Source organism: Pantoea sp. GW821-FHT03E06, from assembly GCF_059420725.1.
On sequence record NZ_JBWKUG010000001.1, the window covers coordinates 1,916,319 to 1,933,611 of the forward strand.

The 17,293-nt window shown below is 52.7% G+C and carries 16 protein-coding genes; 5 read left to right on the forward strand and 11 right to left on the reverse strand.

The window, feature by feature from the left end; all coding sequences use genetic code 11:
* Nucleotides 1-16 precede the first annotated feature (16 nt).
* From AC07WB_RS08940 to rstA, 6 genes are all read right to left on the reverse strand, one after another.
* Nucleotides 17-823: a trypsin-like serine peptidase gene (locus AC07WB_RS08940; protein WP_097097408.1), complete on the reverse strand. Its 807-nt coding sequence runs from the start codon at nucleotides 821-823 to the stop codon at nucleotides 17-19.
* A gap of 116 nt (nucleotides 824-939) precedes the next feature.
* Nucleotides 940-1,020 carry a small membrane protein YdgU gene (ydgU, locus tag AC07WB_RS08945; RefSeq protein ID WP_455843913.1) on the reverse strand — a complete coding sequence of 27 codons (81 nt, stop codon included), beginning with the start codon at nucleotides 1,018-1,020 and terminating at the stop codon, nucleotides 940-942.
* Nucleotides 1,021-1,102: 82 nt separating this feature from the next.
* Nucleotides 1,103-1,576 carry an acid resistance repetitive basic protein Asr gene (asr, locus tag AC07WB_RS08950; protein ID WP_097097407.1) on the reverse strand — a complete coding sequence of 158 codons (474 nt, stop codon included), beginning with the start codon at nucleotides 1,574-1,576 and terminating at the stop codon, nucleotides 1,103-1,105.
* 169 nt (nucleotides 1,577-1,745) lie between these two features.
* Nucleotides 1,746-3,233 carry a carboxypeptidase M32 gene (locus AC07WB_RS08955; RefSeq protein WP_097097406.1) on the reverse strand — a complete coding sequence of 496 codons (1,488 nt, stop codon included), beginning with the start codon at nucleotides 3,231-3,233 and terminating at the stop codon, nucleotides 1,746-1,748.
* A gap of 12 nt (nucleotides 3,234-3,245) precedes the next feature.
* Complete coding sequence (gene rstB, locus AC07WB_RS08960; RefSeq protein ID WP_097097405.1) at nucleotides 3,246-4,556, reverse strand: two-component system sensor histidine kinase RstB; 1,311 nt, start codon at nucleotides 4,554-4,556, stop codon at nucleotides 3,246-3,248.
* Nucleotides 4,553-5,278 carry a two-component system response regulator RstA gene (gene rstA / locus AC07WB_RS08965; RefSeq protein WP_097097404.1) on the reverse strand — a complete coding sequence of 242 codons (726 nt, stop codon included), beginning with the start codon at nucleotides 5,276-5,278 and terminating at the stop codon, nucleotides 4,553-4,555. The genes rstB and rstA overlap by 4 nt, the downstream gene beginning before the upstream one ends.
* A 176-nt stretch (nucleotides 5,279-5,454) precedes the next feature.
* Between rstA and AC07WB_RS08970 the strand changes: the two genes are divergently transcribed.
* On the forward strand, nucleotides 5,455-5,868 hold the full coding sequence (locus tag AC07WB_RS08970) for a hypothetical protein (protein WP_097097403.1): 414 nt from the start codon (nucleotides 5,455-5,457) through the stop codon (nucleotides 5,866-5,868).
* On the opposite strand, the gene AC07WB_RS08975 is transcribed toward AC07WB_RS08970, so the two are convergent.
* Nucleotides 5,865-7,256 carry an amino acid permease gene (locus tag AC07WB_RS08975; protein WP_345829814.1) on the reverse strand — a complete coding sequence of 464 codons (1,392 nt, stop codon included), beginning with the start codon at nucleotides 7,254-7,256 and terminating at the stop codon, nucleotides 5,865-5,867. The two genes, AC07WB_RS08970 and AC07WB_RS08975, sit on opposite strands and share 4 nt — an antisense overlap.
* Nucleotides 7,257-7,467: 211 nt before the next feature.
* Nucleotides 7,468-8,424, reverse strand: a complete 957-nt coding sequence (gene ydgH, locus AC07WB_RS08980) for a DUF1471 family protein YdgH (protein WP_097097402.1) — start codon at nucleotides 8,422-8,424, stop codon at nucleotides 7,468-7,470.
* A gap of 538 nt (nucleotides 8,425-8,962) precedes the next feature.
* On the opposite strand from ydgH, the gene pntA reads away from it, so the two are divergent.
* Both pntA and pntB read left to right on the forward strand, forming a co-directional pair.
* The gene (pntA, locus tag AC07WB_RS08985) at nucleotides 8,963-10,492 is read left to right on the forward strand and encodes a Re/Si-specific NAD(P)(+) transhydrogenase subunit alpha (protein ID WP_494940351.1); all 1,530 of its coding nucleotides are present in this window, start codon (nucleotides 8,963-8,965) and stop codon (nucleotides 10,490-10,492) included.
* Nucleotides 10,493-10,503: 11 nt separating this feature from the next.
* Complete coding sequence (gene pntB / locus AC07WB_RS08990; protein WP_494940352.1) at nucleotides 10,504-11,892, forward strand: Re/Si-specific NAD(P)(+) transhydrogenase subunit beta; 1,389 nt, start codon at nucleotides 10,504-10,506, stop codon at nucleotides 11,890-11,892.
* Nucleotides 11,893-11,968: 76 nt separating this feature from the next.
* Here the strand turns inward: pntB and uspE are convergent, their stop codons facing one another.
* Both uspE and fnr read right to left on the reverse strand, forming a co-directional pair.
* Nucleotides 11,969-12,925, reverse strand: a complete 957-nt coding sequence (gene uspE / locus AC07WB_RS08995) for a universal stress protein UspE (protein WP_099686945.1) — start codon at nucleotides 12,923-12,925, stop codon at nucleotides 11,969-11,971.
* Nucleotides 12,926-13,042: 117 nt separating this feature from the next.
* Nucleotides 13,043-13,795, reverse strand: coding sequence for a fumarate/nitrate reduction transcriptional regulator Fnr (gene fnr, locus AC07WB_RS09000; protein ID WP_097097399.1), 753 nt, complete (start codon nucleotides 13,793-13,795; stop codon nucleotides 13,043-13,045).
* 297 nt (nucleotides 13,796-14,092) lie between these two features.
* On the opposite strand from fnr, the gene smrA reads away from it, so the two are divergent.
* Entirely contained in the window at nucleotides 14,093-14,659 is a 567-nt protein-coding gene (gene smrA, locus AC07WB_RS09005; RefSeq protein WP_097097398.1) for a DNA endonuclease SmrA, read from the forward strand.
* Here smrA and AC07WB_RS09010 read toward each other — a convergent pair.
* Nucleotides 14,656-15,576, reverse strand: coding sequence for a LysR substrate-binding domain-containing protein (locus tag AC07WB_RS09010; RefSeq protein WP_345829808.1), 921 nt, complete (start codon nucleotides 15,574-15,576; stop codon nucleotides 14,656-14,658). The genes smrA and AC07WB_RS09010 overlap by 4 nt on opposite strands.
* A 323-nt stretch (nucleotides 15,577-15,899) precedes the next feature.
* Here AC07WB_RS09010 and AC07WB_RS09015 point away from each other — a divergent pair, with 323 nt between their 5' ends.
* On the forward strand, nucleotides 15,900-17,234 hold the full coding sequence (locus AC07WB_RS09015; RefSeq protein ID WP_494940353.1) for an MFS transporter: 1,335 nt from the start codon (nucleotides 15,900-15,902) through the stop codon (nucleotides 17,232-17,234).
* Nucleotides 17,235-17,293: the final 59 nt, after the last annotated feature.

The following is a 17,293-nucleotide window of genomic DNA, read 5'->3' on the forward strand; positions in this document are numbered from 1 at the left end:
ATAAAGCGTCCGCAGCTTACTGCGCCAACTCTTCCAGCTTATCTTTAAACGATGGCACCGCAATCGCGCGGTTATCGGCACGATAACGATCGGCCGGTGCCGGTGCCGAACTCTGCACCGCAATTAACTGCCACTCATCGCCATTTTTCAACAGCAACGGTGAACCGCTGTCGCCCGGCAAGGTATCGCACTGATGCGACAACACCGCACGCTGCGCCCAACCGGTAATCAAACAATCACTGTGTGAATAGAGCGTATCCAGATGATCGGCAGGGTAACCTGCCTGCGTCACTTTGCGCTCGGTGGTCTTGAGCGCGGCGGTTAAATCACCACGTGAGCCGTCAAACAGGGGAATCGGCACAATACCCGACGGTGGGTTATGCAAAATAACCAGCCCATAATCGTAAGGTGCGGCGGCTGGCGGTACGATCCAGCCTTCACCGTCAGCTTGCAACCGGCGTGCTAACGAAGGTTCTACGCGCGCATCAATATCATGAATCTCATAACGCCAACCTTTCGCACTGGCCATAAAGCGCAACGCTACCGGCTTATCAAATTTCCCCGGCGGCGCCAGCAAACAGTGGCCGGCAGTCAATGCCAGATGGGCTGAAATCAAAGTGGCGGTACAAAGATTGCCGCTTTCGGTCTCTAACTGACCGATGGCATCCCAGGGCGCAGCACTTACGTCGCGTATCGCCTGGCGATTATCTTTACCAAAGAACAACGTTTTGATGTCTTCCGGGCTTGGCCCATCTTCATCATCGGCATGTGCTGCGAGGTTGAAACTGAAAAGACCAACAAGAAAAAGGGTAGCCAGGCGCATAGTTCTCTCAATGGCGAGAATAAGTAGAGGTTATTGTCATCACGCTTGAGCGATAACTATAGTCGGTGAGCGATGAAAAAGGGAGAAATATTGGAGTAATCAGCACGCTACAACGACTAGATAAAAAAGCTGGCTGCAACTATGCCACAGAGGATCATCACAATCAGAATAATTTCGAAGCGATAGCGACGCACCATTTTTCGCTACTCCAGTAAATAAACACCCGGCATAACCGGGTGTTGTCAATCGTTAAGGCGGTGTTGGCGCTACAAGGCAACCTTATTTAGCCGCTTTTTTCACTTTATGGTGCTTTTTAGCAGCCTGCGCTTTCTGCGCAGCAGGTTTAGTTACTTTTTTGTGGTGCTTTTTAGCAGCCTGCGCTTTCTGTGCAGCTGGCTTGGTTGCTTTGTGGTGCTTTTTAGCAGCCTGGGCTTTCTGTGCAGCTGGCTTGGTTGCTTTTTTGTGGTGCTTTTTAGCAGCCTGGGCTTTCTGTGCAGCCGGCTTGGTGGCTTTTTTATGGTGCTTTTTAGCAGCCTGAGCTTTCTGTGCCGCTGGCGCTTTCTTCTCTACTTTTTTGTGCTTCTTAGCAGCCTGCGCTTTCTGAGCAGCAGGTTTCTTATGATGTACTGCTTTGTGTTTCGCTGGAGCAGCAGTAGTCGCTGGAGTTGCAGGAGCAGCTGTAGTCTCAGCAGCGAAAGCAACAGAAGACATACCCATAGCAGCGGCGATCACCAGTGCAAATAATTTTTTCATTGCAAAATCCTCGAACTATTTTTTCATGTGTAGCCCACTGCGGGGCCGGTGAAAACACTATATGAAAAACAATTGAGGCTTTCCGTGAGGCATTGGTATCGGCGTGTAACCGATTGTACAAAGCGGGTTATAGGCGGAAAAAAGGGCGGCCTAATGGCCGCCGCGCAGTTTACGCAGAGAGATAGCGTTGTTCAAGATGTTGGCGGAAATAGTGCGGATTCAGCGCTTCGCCGGTGGCATTGATCAGCAGCTGTTGCGTAGGGAAGCGGCTGCCATGCTGCCAAATGTTCTGCTGTAACCAATCAAACACAGGCTGCAGCTCACCTTGCTGAATTAACGTCTCGACCTGTGGAATAGCACGCTTCACCGCCTGGAACAGCTGGGCGGCGTACATCGCTCCCAGCGTATACGTTGGGAAATAGCCAAACGCGCCGTCGGTCCAGTGAATGTCCTGCATGCAGCCATCGCGATAGTTACCGCGTGTGTCAATGCCCAGCGATTGCTGCATCTTCTCGTCCCATAGCGCTGGGATATCATCCACTTCAATCTCGCCTTCAATTAACGCGCGCTCAATTTCGTAACGTAAAATCACGTGCGCTGGATAGCTCAGCTCATCCGCATCGACGCGAATAAAGCCCGGCTTCACACGCTGCGTCTGGCGTATAAAGTTTTGCAGCTCCAGCGCCGGCTGATCGCCCATCAGCGCCACCACCTGCGGATGGATGTGCTGCAGGAAGGCTTTGCTACGCCCAAGCTGCATCTCCATAAACAGACTTTGCGATTCATGGATGGCGGTTGAACGCGCCTGAGCGACGGGCTGGCCGCGCCACTGTTGCGGAAGATTTTGCTCGTAACGCGCATGGCCTGTCTCGTGGATCACACCCATCATGGCGCTGAGAAAATCATTCTCGTTATAGCGGGTGGTAATGCGCACATCTTCGGGTACGCCACCGCAGAACGGATGCGCGCTGACATCAAGGCGACCGTGATTGAAATCGAAACCTAACGTCTTCATCACGCTGAGGCCTAATTGCTTCTGCGATTCGACGGCAAAAGGGCCCACTGGCTGATCGGTGGGCGTTTGCTGCTGTTTTGCAACCGCTTTCTGCAAGAGATCGGGCAACCAGGTTTTCAAGTCACCAAAGGTTTTATCCAGCTGCGCGCTGGTCATGCCGGGTTCAAAAACATCCAGCAGCGCGTCATAGCGCGAAACACCGAGCGCGTCGGCGCGTAACTGCGCCTCTTCACGGCTAAGTTTTACCACTTCCTTTAGATTGACAGAGAAACCTTGCCAATCATTCGCAGGCCGCTGCTGGCGCCATGCATGTTCGCAGCGAGAGCCAGCGAGCGATTTGGCTTCAACCAGCGCTGCCGGTAATAGCGTGGCCTGCTGCCATGCACGCTGCATCTCATTCAAGTTCACTTGCTCAACGTCGTTGAGCGATTCCTGCTGCGCCGCATCGAATAATCCACCGAGACGTTTATCGGTAAGCACTTCGTGCATGAACACGCTCAGCTCGGCCATCGCTTCACCGCGGGCCTGGCTGCCGCCCGGCGGCATGGTGGTCTGCATATCGACACCTGCAATGGCACCTAAGTGACCAAAGCGAGAAAGACGCTGAAATGTGCGGCTAAGTTCTTGATAAGCTGAAGTCACGTAAAAAGCTCCTTATGACGGTAAGCGTGGTGCAATGTCCCGCAAGGGTAGATCAACCGGCCAGCAAAAGCGAACGCTGGCGCCGCCTAACGGGCTGCTCTCGATAGAGACATTTCCCTGCATTGCCAACGCGATAGAGTGCACGATCGCCAGGCCCAAACCGCATCCGCCGGTGGCGCGGTCGCGGCTGGGATCGAGGCGTACGAAAGGTTCGAACACGCGGGCGCGTTCTTCTTGCGGAATGCCCGGGCCATCGTCTTCCACCTGTAAACAGCCAATCGCACCGTCAAACCACAAACTGACGCGTAGCCGTTGTTGCGCATAGCGCAGGGCGTTATTCACCAGGTTATCCAGCACGCGCTCCATCAGGCGGGTATCCGCGCTACCGACGTTCTGGAGCTGTGGGATGTCGAGTGCGATCTGCGCCTGCGGGTTCATGGTTTGCACATCTTCGATATGCACGCGCAGCCATTGAGCGAGATCAAAGGTCTGCAGATTGAGATCGACGCGCGGACGATCAAGACGCGCATAGGTCAGTAGTTCTTCAATCAAACTCTCCAACTGTCCAACGTCACGATTCAGCGCCGCGGATTCCGCTTCGGTGAGATTATCGCTCATCTCCAGCCGGTAACGCAGGCGCACCAGCGGCGTGCGCAGTTCGTGGGCGATGCCGTCGATCAGCTGCTTCTTACTGGCCACTAGCGTGTTGATATTATCGGCCATTTGGTTGAAGGCCACGCCCAGACTGTGCAGGCTAGAGGTGCTTTCAAAATGGGTGCGCACATCCAGCTCGCCGCGACCAAACCGCTGAGCGGCTTTTTCCAGCCGCTGCATCTCTTGCCAGTGTGGACGCAGCCAGATAAATACCGGCAGCGCCAGCGACATGCCAATAAATGCCAGCAGCGCAATATCCAGAATACGCATCTGGTGCAGATAAAACAGGTAGGGAATAGGGCCAACGGAAAGTACGTAATGGCTGCGCGGAATGTGCTGCAGAAAAGTGTATTGATCGTCGATCGCCACAATTTCCCCGGCGCGCAGGCGCTTCATATCGGCTTCACCCAGCTGATATTTACTCATCGGTTCGATATTCAGGTCGAATGACAGATCGAGATCGAGGCTACGAATGGTTTTACCCCAGTCGCGCGGTGGGATCTCACGCAGTTCGCTGCGCATCAAAAACAGCGAGCTGGCCATGAGATCATTCATTGATTGGCGACCGGCGCGTTCGGCGGTGAATTTGTACACTAGGCCAACCAGCAGCGTCATCACCAGAAAACAGACGAACAGCAGCAAATAGAACTGAATAAAGAGCTTTCTCATGCGGAACGGGTATCCCAGGCCTGCGGCGCGAACAGATAGCCTTTGTTACGAATCGTTTTGATGCGAAACGGCTCGGTGGCGCTGTCGTATAACTTTTTGCGCAGGCGCGAAATGGCCACATCGATACTGCGATCCATACCGTCGTAACTGACGCCACGCAGGGTTTTCAGCAGCGCGTCGCGATTGAGAATTTGTCCTGCGTGATTGGCCAGTTCCCATAACAGATCGAAATCGGCGGTGGAGAGAATGATATTCTCATCAAATAGCGTAACCTGGCGATTGAGGGAATCGATGGTCAATGAGCCAAAGCGCAGTACGCGCTGTGAGCTTTGTATGGCCGGCGTCACTTCGGGTTGACCAACCTGCGCCTGGCGGAGATGTAGGCGCAGACGCGCCAGCAACACCGCCGGTGGCGTTGTTTTCAGAATGTAGTCGTTTGCGCCCATTTCCAGCGACAAAATGTGGTTCATGTCGCTGTCAAGCGAGGTCAGTAGCACAATCGGACCTTGCCAGCTGGCACGGAGATCGCGGCACAATGTCATGCCATCTTTGCCGGGCAGCATGATATCAAGCATCACTAAATCGGGATCGTGCGCAGCAATGGTCGCTTCGGCGCGGTCACCGCGGGTTTCAACAATCACTTCTATATCGTGGCGGCCAAGATAAGCGGCGATCAATTCGCCAACCTCTGGCTCATCTTCCACATAAACGATTTTGTTCATAATTCACTGTGGCGGCTAAGAATGTCAGCAGCATAGCTTTTCCTGGTCCTGAGCTCTACGCTACCGCACGAAATATCCCTACCTTACTGGTATGTATACCGTGAAATGTGCCATTATTAGCGGCGCGTTGTCGCGCAAGGTTCGGAACCGTAACGAAAAATAGGGGGAGTGCGAGGGTGTCTGATAAAGAGCTGGCTTCAGCCGGATACAGTGATCGCATCTGCTTCAATTACAGTGATTTTCTCTCCGCTTCCTGCAAAAAACGCTGGAGCTTTGTTGACGCCATTTACGGCGTAATGCCGATCTTTGGCATGGTGACGCGTAAATCGACGCATAATCTGCAGGCCAGCGACGATCATCTCAAAGATTTAGCATTACAAATCATTTCAACGCAGGTCAGCGATGAGATTAATATCGCGCGTTTAATTACGCTCGCCGAGCAGCAGCACATCAGCCGTTTCGATATTCAGTTACCTTATCCTTTGTCAGCCGAGCAGCTTGACGCTATTCATCAGGAATACCGTAAGCCGCTTAACCTGACACAGCAGGATGACCTGCTGTGCGTTTCAATTCCCATCCAACCGCATTAATTCGTCAGCTGCCAGGTAGCGGGCAGAGCGGCTGCAATCAATAATACGATCGCGATGCGTTCCAGCTGTGACAATACCTTGTCACCACGGCCACCGCGTCGTGCATACAGGAACAGCATCAGACCAGGCGCATACAGCACCACAGAAAGTAAGAGATGCAGCGGGCCCGATGCATATAGCAACCATATACCATACGCGCTGGCGCCAAGACCGGTGAACATCGCCAGCGGCCTGTTCTGGCCGCGCACCATTTTAATTAAGTAGAGACCAACCAACAGATAAGGCACCAGAATCATTTCCGAGGCGATGGTAAGTAGCGTGTTGTAATCTGCACCGGTAGCGGCAATCAAGATCAGGCAAACCTGCACGCTGCCATTTGTCAGCCATAGCGAGGCAGACGGCGAATTGTGACGATTCTGACGTGCGATGCTGCGTGGAAACGCACCCTGCTGTGCCGCCAGGAACGGCACTTCGGCCGCCATTATCGTCCAGCTCAGATAAGCGCCGCATACCGAGATAATTAAACCGACCGCAATTACCGCATCCCCCCAATGCCCCAGCAGATGCTTCATCAGGCCGGCCATCGACGGATTGCGCATTTGCGCCAGTTCGGCGCGCGGTATCACGCCCAGCGACAGCAGCGTCACCAGTAAATAAACCAGTAGCGCGGCAATCACCGCCATTAGCGTGGCGCGACCCACATCTTTTTTATTGCGCGCGCGCGCGGATACTACCACCGCACCTTCAACCCCAATAAACACCCACAGTGTGATCAGCATGGTTTGCTTCACCTGCTGCCAAAGCGGCTGACCGAGTTCTACGCCGCTAAAATCAAAGCGGAAGCGATCGTAATTAAATGCCAGCAATGCCAATACCACGAACAGCAATAACGGCACTAATTTTCCTAATGTCGCGAGCAGGTTAATGCTGGCCGCAGTCTGTACACCGCGCAATACCAGACAATGCACCAGCCATAGCAGCACAGAGGCGCCGAGCATGGCCTGCCACGTATTTCCATCGCCGAATACCACGCGATCGGGGGTATCGGTAAAGAAACTTAGCGCGGAGAAGACGATCACCAGATAGGAGACGTTAGCGATTACCGCACACAGCCAATATCCCCACGCTGAGCAAAAGCCCATCAGCTCGCCAAAACCCGCGCGTGCGTAGGTAAAAATACCGCCATCCAGTTCAGGTTTCAGCCGCGTGAGTAATAGCATGGCAAGCGACAGGAAGATGATGCCAACGCCGGTGATGAGCCAGCCGATCAGCAGTGCTGCCGGGCCCGCAACCGCAGCCATATTTTGCGGCAAGCTGAAAACGCCAGCGCCGAGCATTGAGCTGAGTACCAACGCGGTGAGCGCGCTAAGACCTAATTTTTTATCCAAAACGCCCATCCTAAGCAGCAGAGTATGCTGGGTGGTGGTCATTCCGTTGGCGTGTTGCAGGGTGTTTTGCCAACTTTAGAACGGAATCACCTGAAAACAGGCGGCAGATTTTACGGAGAGCAGGCAGGTAAGGCAATGCAAGAATATGCAAATCTGCGCAGAGATTATGCAAACGACAGAGAAGGGCGACAGACGTCGCCCTTGAGAGAAATTACTTGAAGAGATCGGCGGTGACGGTGAGGTTGCCACCGCTCTGGTTCTGCCATTGACGTGTGATGTGATAGTACTTCGCACCTTTCTCAACGGCACGTTTGCCAACCGCTTCAGATATTTCAGTTGGTGTACCGAAGTGATCGGAGAAAGTAATGGTATCGAACGGCTGCATCTGAGCAGCGGTAATAGCATTAACTTCCTGTACGCTGCGACCATCCGCGGTTTTCACCGTATAACGTTGACCGGTTGAACTTTGGGTTTCGAAGAAACGACCCACATTACGGCTCGGCGTCTCAGAAGAGGCGACTCCCGGGATTGCCACTTTCGTCGCTGCGGTGCCACCGGCGGCCAACGCGGCTTTACCGGCTTCTGAATCAGCAGGGATGGAGTCTGATGTGTTTTGCACCTTACGCTCTGGCGCATCGGCTTTATACACATAAGCGGTGACGTACTGATTGCCGCCGTTATTGGCATCAACCTGACGCACAATAAAGAACGAGGCCGCGCCCTTATTTTTCGCCGCTTTACCAATTGCTTCGTTCACATCCGGCTGGCTAGAGAAGAATCCGTTGACTGACACAGTATCGTAAGGCTCAAGGCGATAGGCTTCTGCTTTCGGCAGCTCTTTCACGCCTGAGAAGCTGCGGTATTTGGTTGAGTCATCCGCTTTCGGCGCATTGGCTTTGTACAGATCAGCCGTTACGCGCCAGTTACCGCCATTACCGTTGCTGTCATTGATACCCTGAACATAGAAAGAGTCAGCGCCTTTGGCATCGGCTTGTTTAGAGATGGCATCTGTTGCATCGCCAATGGCATTGAAACGACCGCTGATATTAATACGTTCGAATGGTTTCAACGCGGCCGCTTGATCTGGCGTTAACTCTTTAGCAGCGAAAGCATTTGCTGCCAGCAGTGATAACAAGGTAGACGCCAGAATAGTGTTCTTCAGCTTCATAAAAATGATCCTTCGCCTTACGCAAAATGAGTACGAAAACGTGCTGGACTCTTGATGTATAACAGATTAGCCGCTGATTATTGCATGTAATAATCAGCCTGTCTCAGCCAATTTATACGCATCAGATTGACAATAACGGCACCTTATTCGCTGGCCTGTCATTTATTGTTGTTAAGCCCCTTTTTTGCACAGATAACCACTTAATCTGGTAACACTTAGTGCTAATACAGTTAATGCATTGTTAAATAAAGGTTTTTAAAAACACTTAATTCGACATGACACGATTTTGCGCAGCAGAATATTTTTTAATACGTTCCAAATGCAGTGGCAAACCATGGCATTCATTCTTTGCGTCTGAATATTTGTGTGAATGTCATAAGTGCGCGTTATCGCTGTGGATCACTCTTCACATTTTCAGTAGGTTATAAAGACTTTGTTACATTGTGCATTTTGCTCATAAAAAGCTGAAACACTGTTTCGGCTTTTGAGCTTTTGCCACTTACAGAACTCCATCCTTTAATTATTGAAAGGAAACAGTATGTTAATTGGAATACCCAAAGAACGGTTAGCCAATGAGTCACGCGTGGCCGCCACGCCAAAGACCGTTGAGCAACTGATCAAGCTGGGATTCAGCGTAACCGTTGAACAAAATGCCGGCCTGCGCGCCAGTTTTGATGATGAGAGCTTCATAGCTGCCGGTGCCACCCTCGCCAATGGCACCGATGTGTGGCAGTCCGACATCGTATTAAAAGTCAATGCGCCAGACGATCAGGAGATCGAACTGACTCGTGCGGGCAGTACGCTAGTTAGCTTTATCTGGCCGGCGCAAAATCCTGCACTGCTGGAAAAACTGGCTGCGCGAAACGTTACCGTGATGGCAATGGATTCAGTGCCGCGTATTTCACGCGCGCAGGCGCTTGATGCACTCAGCTCAATGGCGAACATCGCAGGTTATCGCGCCATCGTTGAAGCGGCCCACGAGTTCGGTCGCTTCTTCACCGGCCAAATCACCGCGGCAGGTAAAGTACCGCCAGCTAAAGTGATGATCATCGGTGCGGGCGTGGCTGGTCTTGCTGCCATCGGTGCAGCGGGGAGCCTGGGTGCCATTGTGCGTGCTTTCGATACGCGTCCGGAGGTTAAAGAGCAGGTGCAAAGTATGGGCGCCGAGTTCCTTGAGCTGGACTTCGAAGAAGAAGCGGGTAGCGGCGACGGTTATGCCAAAGTGATGTCTGAAGCCTTTATCAAGGCGGAGATGGAACTGTTTGCGGCGCAGGCGAAAGAAGTCGATATTATTGTCACCACCGCGCTGATTCCAGGACGTCCAGCACCAAAGCTGATTACCGCAGAAATGGTGGCCAGTATGAAACCAGGCAGCGTGATTGTCGATCTGGCCGCGCAAACCGGCGGTAACTGTGAATTGACCGTTGCCGATCAGGTGACGCTAACCAGCAATGGCGTGAAGATTATCGGCTATACCGATTTGCCTAGCCGTTTGCCAACGCAATCCTCCCAGCTGTACGGCACCAATCTCGTCAACCTACTGAAATTATTGTGTAAAGAGAAAAACGGCGAAATCACCGTTGATTTTGAAGACGTGGTAGTGCGCGGCGTGACGGTGATTCGTGATGGCGAAGTCACCTGGCCGGCGCCGCCGATTCAGGTTTCGGCGGCGCCAAAAGCGCAACCAGCTGCACAACCGCTGCCGAAGGAAGAAGCCAAACCGGTTTCACCGTGGCGCAAGTATCTGCTACTGGCGCTGGCGGTGGTGCTGTTTGCCTGCCTGGCGAATGTGGCGCCACCTGACTTCTTGTCACACTTCACCGTCTTTGCGCTCTCATGCGTGGTTGGCTATTACGTGGTGTGGAACGTAAGTCACGCTTTACACACGCCGTTGATGGCCGTCACCAACGCCATTTCCGGCATTATTGTGGTGGGTGCGGTGCTGCAGATGGGTCATGGCGGATGGGTAACATTCCTGTCCTTTATTGCCGTGCTGATTGCCAGCATCAATATTTTCGGTGGTTTCACCGTCACCCAGCGCATGCTGAAAATGTTTCGTAAGAATTAAGGGGTAGCAACATGTCTGGCGGATTAGTTACTGCAGCATATATTGTTGCCGCGATTCTGTTTATTTGCAGCCTTGCGGGTCTCTCGAAGCACGAGACCTCTAAGCAGGGTAATATTTTTGGCATGAGCGGCATGGCGATTGCGCTGCTCGCAACTATTTTTGGCCCTCATACCGGTAACGTTGCCTGGATTATCGTGGCGATGGTCATCGGTGGTGCGATTGGTTTGCGTCTGGCGAAGAAAGTCGAAATGACTGAAATGCCTGAGCTGGTGGCCATTCTACACAGCTTTGTCGGTTTGGCTGCGGTGTTGGTGGGCTTTAATAGTTACATCGATCATGCACCGGGCCTGGCGCCGGTGATGGAAAATATCCATCTCACCGAGGTGTTTCTTGGCATCTTCATCGGTGCCGTGACCTTTACCGGTTCGCTGGTGGCATTTGGCAAACTGCGCGGGAAGATCTCCTCTTCGGCGCTGATGTTACCGCATCGCCATAAGATGAACCTCGCCGCGCTGGTGGTCTCTTTCCTGCTGATGCTGTGGTTTGTGCAGACCAATAGCACCGGTGCTCAAGTGTTCGCGCTGCTGCTGATGACCCTCATTGCGCTGGTATTTGGCTGGCATTTGGTGGCTTCGATTGGCGGTGCCGATATGCCGGTTGTTGTCTCCATGCTCAACTCTTACTCGGGTTGGGCGGCAGCGGCGGCAGGCTTCATGCTGAGCAACGACTTGCTGATCGTGACCGGTGCGCTGGTGGGTTCTTCGGGGGCCATCCTCTCATACATCATGTGTAAAGCGATGAATCGTTCATTTATCAGCGTGATTGCAGGTGGTTTTGGCACCGATGTAAGTGTGGGTGGTGAAAGCGAAGAAGCGGGTGAACACCGTGAAATCACTGCAGAAGAAACGGCTGAAATGCTAAAGGCCTCCTCTTCGGTGATCATCACCCCGGGTTATGGTATGGCAGTGGCGCAGGCGCAGTATCCAGTTGCTGAAATTACTGAGAAGCTGCGCGCGCGTGGCATCAAAGTTCGCTTTGGTATTCACCCGGTTGCCGGTCGTCTGCCTGGCCACATGAACGTTCTGCTGGCGGAAGCTAAAGTGCCGTACGATGTGGTGCTGGAAATGGACGAAATAAACGATGACTTTAGCGACACTGATACTGTTTTAGTGATCGGCGCGAACGACACCGTTAACCCGGCAGCGCTGGAAGATCCTCGCAGCCCAATTGCTGGCATGCCAGTGCTGGAAGTGTGGAAAGCGCAGAACGTCATTGTGTTTAAACGTTCAATGAGCACGGGATATGCCGGCGTGCAAAATCCACTGTTCTTTAAAGATAATACGCAGATGTTGTTTGGTGACGCCAAAGCCAGCGTCGAAGGTATTCTGCGGGCGCTGTAATAAAGCAGGGCGGTGATGTGAGTCACCGCCCTGAACGTAATAACCAAGGCGGCCATTGTGGACCGCCCTGGTTTAATTAATCGTCTTCATCTTCTTCATCATCGTACTCAATCGGCGATTTGAAATCGTCCGGCTTGATCGCCAGCAAATCACAGCGCAAATGATCGATAACCTGTTCAGCCGTGTTACCGAGGAACGCCGCAGAAAGACCGGTGCGACCAATGGTGCCCAACACCACGATGCCGGCATCAAGATGCGATGCGATATCCGGAATCACCTCCTCAGGTAAGCCTTTCGCCACGTGGGTGAACTCTTCACTGATGGAGAACTTTTGCCGTAGCGCTTTCATGGCCACCAAGTGCTGGCCACGAATGGCGTCGTTGTAGACGCTGGGATCAAAGTCCGGTAATTCGATGGCAATATTAATGGGGGTAATCGGGTAGGCGCCCACTAAATGCACTTCAGTATGGTTAACCATCTCGGCGAGCAGTGTGGTTTCACGAATCAGTTTCTGGTTGAGTTCGTCATGATGCGGTTCTTCGCTCGCCAGATTAACCGCCACCACGGCTTTACCACCCTCAGGCCAGGCCTGATCTTTTACCATCCAGACCGGGCAAGGGCATTTACGCAGTAGATGCCAATCCGTAGGCGTGAAAATTACCGCTTCCAGGCGGTCGTGCTGGTGTGCCATTTTCAGCACCAAATCGTGCTGATGCGCCAGAATTTCCTGAATGATGGCTTCGTAAGGCCGGTTATGCCAAACCACCTTGATCTCAATTTCCACCCCGGCTTCCAGATACGCGTGAGCCTGCTGGCGAATCCACTCCGTGCGTTGGCTAATCACTCCCTTGCGCATGTTTGAGCGCTCATCGGGTGACAGTAACGTCGTCATTTCGTAGGAGAAGTCGTAGATAGGCAGGAAAGCTTTGATTTTTCCGCCAATACGTTGATTCAGATAAACCGCACGGCGCAGCGCGGGCTGGTCATCCTGTTGGGGATCAATAGCGACCAGAATATTTTGGTACCGGGACATAAGCCGATCTCCTAAACCAAAGCAAGTTGGATTAAAGATAGCCTAAGTTTGTGCAGGGCAGAAGAGGAAAAGTTGTTGCCGGATCAATAAAATAACTTTTACAGACCCGGCAAAGAATCATGCGGCTTGTTCAGTCTGGCCCGCTAATTCTGCCAGTAAAGCATGGTTCTCAATGGTGATATATTTGCCTTTTACGGCCAACATGCCACTTTTCTGGAAGCGACCGAGCAGACGGCTGATGGTTTCTACGGTTAGTCCCAGATAGTTACCAATGTCGCCGCGCGTCATAGTGAGGCGGAACTCACGCTGGGAGAAGCCACGTTGACCAAAACGACGGGACAAATTCCACACGAAAGCTGCCAGGCGCTCTTCCGCATTTTTCTTCGACAGCAACAGAATCATATCCTGATCGCCTTTAATTTCACCGCTCATCAGACGCATCATCTGCTGACGCAGCGCAGGCATTTTACCGGAGAGATCGTCCAGCGTTTCGAAGGGGATTTCACATACCATCGCCGTTTCCAGCGCCTGAGCAAAGCTCGGATGTTTCGCACCGACAATGGCGTCAAAACCGACCAAATCACCCGCCAGATGGAAGCCAGTAATTTGCTCATCACCTTGCTCGGTGATGGTGTAGCTTTTGATGGTGCCGGAACGGATAGCGTAAAGGGATTTCAGTTCATCACCGGCTTTGAACAGCGTCTGGCCTTTCTGAATGGGCTTTTTGCGTTCAATAATATTATCCAGCTGATCCAGTTCGTGCTCGTTCAGCGTGAAAGGAATACACAATTGACTGATGCTGCAATCCTGGCAATGAATGGCACAACCGCCAGACTGAATACGTCGTATGCTGCGTTTTTCCGGGATCATATAATTTCGCTCGATGATTATTGACTGTGGTCAATTTTAACATTTTTCTAAGCGAAGGGAACTCATCCGAGCAGTAAATGTACCTAAAACCCTACTATTGTCGGGTATTCCAGGGTTTGAGCGGGTTTTTTTGCAGGGCCATAATTGATCTGGAACGTTTTCTTGCCAGCTTTACAGTTAAGCCAGCCTTGTTACAACGCAATATGTGACAGATGTTTTGCTTAAAATCCTTTGCTACTCTTTGGCTTTGGCGTCGAAAAAGGGCGCTCAGTTAAACACCAGGCGAGAGGAAACACCATGAATCTTGATGATGAAGACCTTTTCCGGGATGCCATGGGTGATGTGACACCACTTAAAAATTGCGCCAATACTCAGTGGCTGCGTGCGCCTTCGCCTAAGGCACCGCGTGTGCCAGAGCAGAGCGAGGAGCAGGAAAACTTTCTGACGCGCGGCTTTCTGGACATTATCCCGCTCACCACCGCGCTGGAGTATAAAGCCGAGGGCATCCAGCAAGGCGTGCTGGATAAGTTGCGGTTAGGTAAATATCCCATTGATGCCAGTCTGAATTTACTGCGCCAGCCAGTTGAAACCTGCCGGCAATCACTGTTTAGTTTTATGCAGCAAGCCAACAAACACGGCTTACGCAATCTGCTGATTATTCATGGTAAAGGGCGTGATGATGAGTCGCATGCCAACATTGTGCGTAGTTATCTTGCGCGCTGGTTACGGGAATTTCCAGAAGTGCAGACGTATTGCATGGCTCGCCCGCAGGATGGCGGCGCGGGGGCGCTCTATGTCGGCTTGCGCAAAACCGACAAAGCGCGCCTCGAAAATCGCGAGCGGCATGCTAAGCACAGTCGCTAACTATGGAATTTGCGGATGGTCGCAATCAACACTTCAGCGCTAAGGCTCAAAGGACTGCCGCTGCGTGTAATGATGCCAACTGGCTCGCCCGGGCCCGGCGACGCAATCGGTAGTGCGCACAGCGCGTCGTGACTCAAATCTTCCTTAATTGCGCCTGAAGGTACAAACCACACATAGTCATAACGTAGCGCCAGCTGACGCGCCAGCGAGGTAGAGGAGGTTTCCACGCAGTTGGCCGGAAGGGTACAACCCTGTTCATTCAACATGTGCTGCGCAATGCGGCGCGGCGCGGTGCCTTCGGGTGAAATCACCACCGGCCATTGCATCGCCCGTGAAAGCATCACGTTGTCACTTAATAACGGATGATCTGGCCGCACCACAAGCTTGAGCGATTCCAGAAACAGCAGTTCATAAGTGAGTCCCGCCATCATTTCGCTGTCGGCCATGCGGCCGATCCCCACATCAAACTCGCCTGCACGCAAGCCCGCCAACAGCACATTATTATGCAGGGTAGCGACTTGCACGGTGGTATTCGGTTGCTGCTCGTGGAAACGATCGAGGATTTGCGGCAGCATACCCATGGCCGCCGTTGTGAGCGCGCCGAGGCGGATCACCACTGGGCGACCAGGCTGCGGAGCGTTAAAACTCTGCCCGGCATGATTCAGTGCATCCAGCACCTTCACGGCATGGATGAGGAATTGCTCACCCAAAGTGGTGAGCTGGGCGCCAAGGCGGCCGCGTTCGAATAGCCGCGCTCCCGCCAGTTCTTCCAGCTCATTAAGTGTTTTCGATAGGGCGGGTTGACTGAGATTCAGTGTCTCAGCCGCACGACCCAGCGTGCCCTGCTGCGCTACCGCAACAAAGGTATGTAAATGGCGCAAGCGAATGCGCTGATTGAAAAGGATATTTTTGTCCATACACTCAACATAATGAGTTCTGCCGAGCTGCGGCAATGGGGAAACTGAAATTATGTTAACCTGCCTGCAAAATAATATTAACAAAAATGCTGCAAAGTTAGGATTCTAGCTAACCCCTTGTATTGATGGGGTTTCATAAAAATGACTTTTTTTGCATTATCGTTATGCCGCTTAGAATCAAGTGCTTATCGAGCAAAACATTGAATAATTCTCAATTACATCTAAATTTTCTGCCAGTTATTCTTAACGATGAGCTATGATAAGCGCCGTTTTTTTTACTAAAACTGATGCCCTAAACGGTTTAAAAGTGCAGGAGTCGTTAAGTGACCAGCGTTGAAGCAGTAGACGTTCGCCAGCTCATCAATCAGAGTGCGCTAAGCAGCTGGCAGAAGCGCTTAATTGCGCTGTGCTTCGTGGTGGTCGCGCTTGATGGCATGGACATTGCCCTCATGGGATTCATTGCACCTACGCTTAAAGCCAGTTGGGGAGTGACCAATCATCAGCTTGGCATGGTGATCAGCGCCGCGCTAATTGGTCTGGCGCTGGGTGCCATGGTTGCGGGCCCGTTAGCCGATCGCTACGGCCGTCGCGTAATGATTTTGCTCAGCGTCCTCTTTTTTGGACTGTGGACGTTAGCCACCGCCATGGCACAGAACATCGAACAGATGATGCTGTTTCGATTCCTGACGGGGCTAGGGCTTGGCGCGGCGATGCCCAACGTTGGCACGCTGGTTGCTGAATATGCGCCTGAGCGCCGGCGCTCATTTATCATCACCGTTGTATTTTGTGGCTTCACCTTTGGCGCCGCGTCCGGGGGCTTTGCCGCCTCGTGGTTGCTACCACGCTATGATTGGCACTCTGTCATGCTGATGGGCGGCGTGCTGCCGCTGGTTGTGCTGCCTTTTTTGCTGCGTGGCTTGCCTGAATCGGTCCGTTTTCTCATCAGTCGCCGTGCCCCCGCCGCACGTATCCACGCCATTCTTGAACGCATGCTGCCCGGCGTCGTGCAGCCAAATAGTCATTATCAGAGTACTGAACTGCCAACGGCCCGCCGGGGATCTGTCGCCACGGTAGTGTCACGACGTTATCTGTTTGGCAGTTTGATGCTGTGGGGCGGCTATTTTATGGGGCTGTTCCTGGTTTATTTAATTGGTAGTTGGATGCCTTCGCTAATCAGCACGCTAGGTATGTCGGTGACGGAAGCGGCAATTGTTACCGCAATGTATCAAGCGGGCGGCACCCTCGGCTCGTTGTTTGCCGGTTGGTTAATGGACCGCATCAATGCCAATCTGGCGCTGGCAGCGATCTACTTCTGCGGCGGCATTGCTATTGTCGCGCTGGGTTTTTCGCCAGCGCAGGTCGGCCTAATGAGCGCCATCGCCTTCTTTAGCGGTTTCTGTTTTAACGGTGCTAACACCGGTATGAATGCGCTCTCTGCCAGCTATTATCCTACTCACGCGCGCGCGACAGGTTCCAGCTGGATGCACGGCGTGGGCCGCGTGGGAGCCATCATCAGCGCGTTTGTCGGCGCTGAGCTGTTAACTCTCGGCTGGTCATTTAGCCAAATTTTTCTGCTGCTGGCGATTCCTGCGGTACTGACCACCGTCATGCTGGTATTGAAATGCCGCTTTGGTGACCATCCAACCGCCATTGAGTGACAAGGCGATCACAGTTCCACGAAATTCTCACCCAGCGCTAAAGGGTTGATCTACAGTAG

Excerpts from the sequence above, each read along its gene's own strand:
- asr (WP_097097407.1), bottom strand. The coding sequence starts at position 1,576 with ATGAAAAAATTATTTGCACTGGTGATCGCCGCTGCTATGGGTATGTCT.
- AC07WB_RS09010 (WP_345829808.1), bottom strand. The coding sequence starts at position 15,576 with ATGGACAAAAATATCCTTTTCAATCAGCGCATTCGCTTGCGCCATTTA.
- ydgH (WP_097097402.1), bottom strand. The coding sequence starts at position 8,424 with ATGAAGCTGAAGAACACTATTCTGGCGTCTACCTTGTTATCACTGCTG.
- uspE (WP_099686945.1), bottom strand. The coding sequence starts at position 12,925 with ATGTCCCGGTACCAAAATATTCTGGTCGCTATTGATCCCCAACAGGAT.
- pntB (WP_494940352.1), top strand. The coding sequence starts at position 10,504 with ATGTCTGGCGGATTAGTTACTGCAGCATATATTGTTGCCGCGATTCTG.
- fnr (WP_097097399.1), bottom strand. The coding sequence starts at position 13,795 with ATGATCCCGGAAAAACGCAGCATACGACGTATTCAGTCTGGCGGTTGT.
- smrA (WP_097097398.1), top strand. The coding sequence starts at position 14,093 with ATGAATCTTGATGATGAAGACCTTTTCCGGGATGCCATGGGTGATGTG.
- rstB (WP_097097405.1), bottom strand. The coding sequence starts at position 4,556 with ATGAGAAAGCTCTTTATTCAGTTCTATTTGCTGCTGTTCGTCTGTTTT.
- ydgU (WP_455843913.1), bottom strand. The coding sequence starts at position 1,020 with ATGGTGCGTCGCTATCGCTTCGAAATTATTCTGATTGTGATGATCCTC.
- AC07WB_RS08940 (WP_097097408.1), bottom strand. The coding sequence starts at position 823 with ATGCGCCTGGCTACCCTTTTTCTTGTTGGTCTTTTCAGTTTCAACCTC.
- rstA (WP_097097404.1), bottom strand. The coding sequence starts at position 5,278 with ATGAACAAAATCGTTTATGTGGAAGATGAGCCAGAGGTTGGCGAATTG.
- pntA (WP_494940351.1), top strand. The coding sequence starts at position 8,963 with ATGTTAATTGGAATACCCAAAGAACGGTTAGCCAATGAGTCACGCGTG.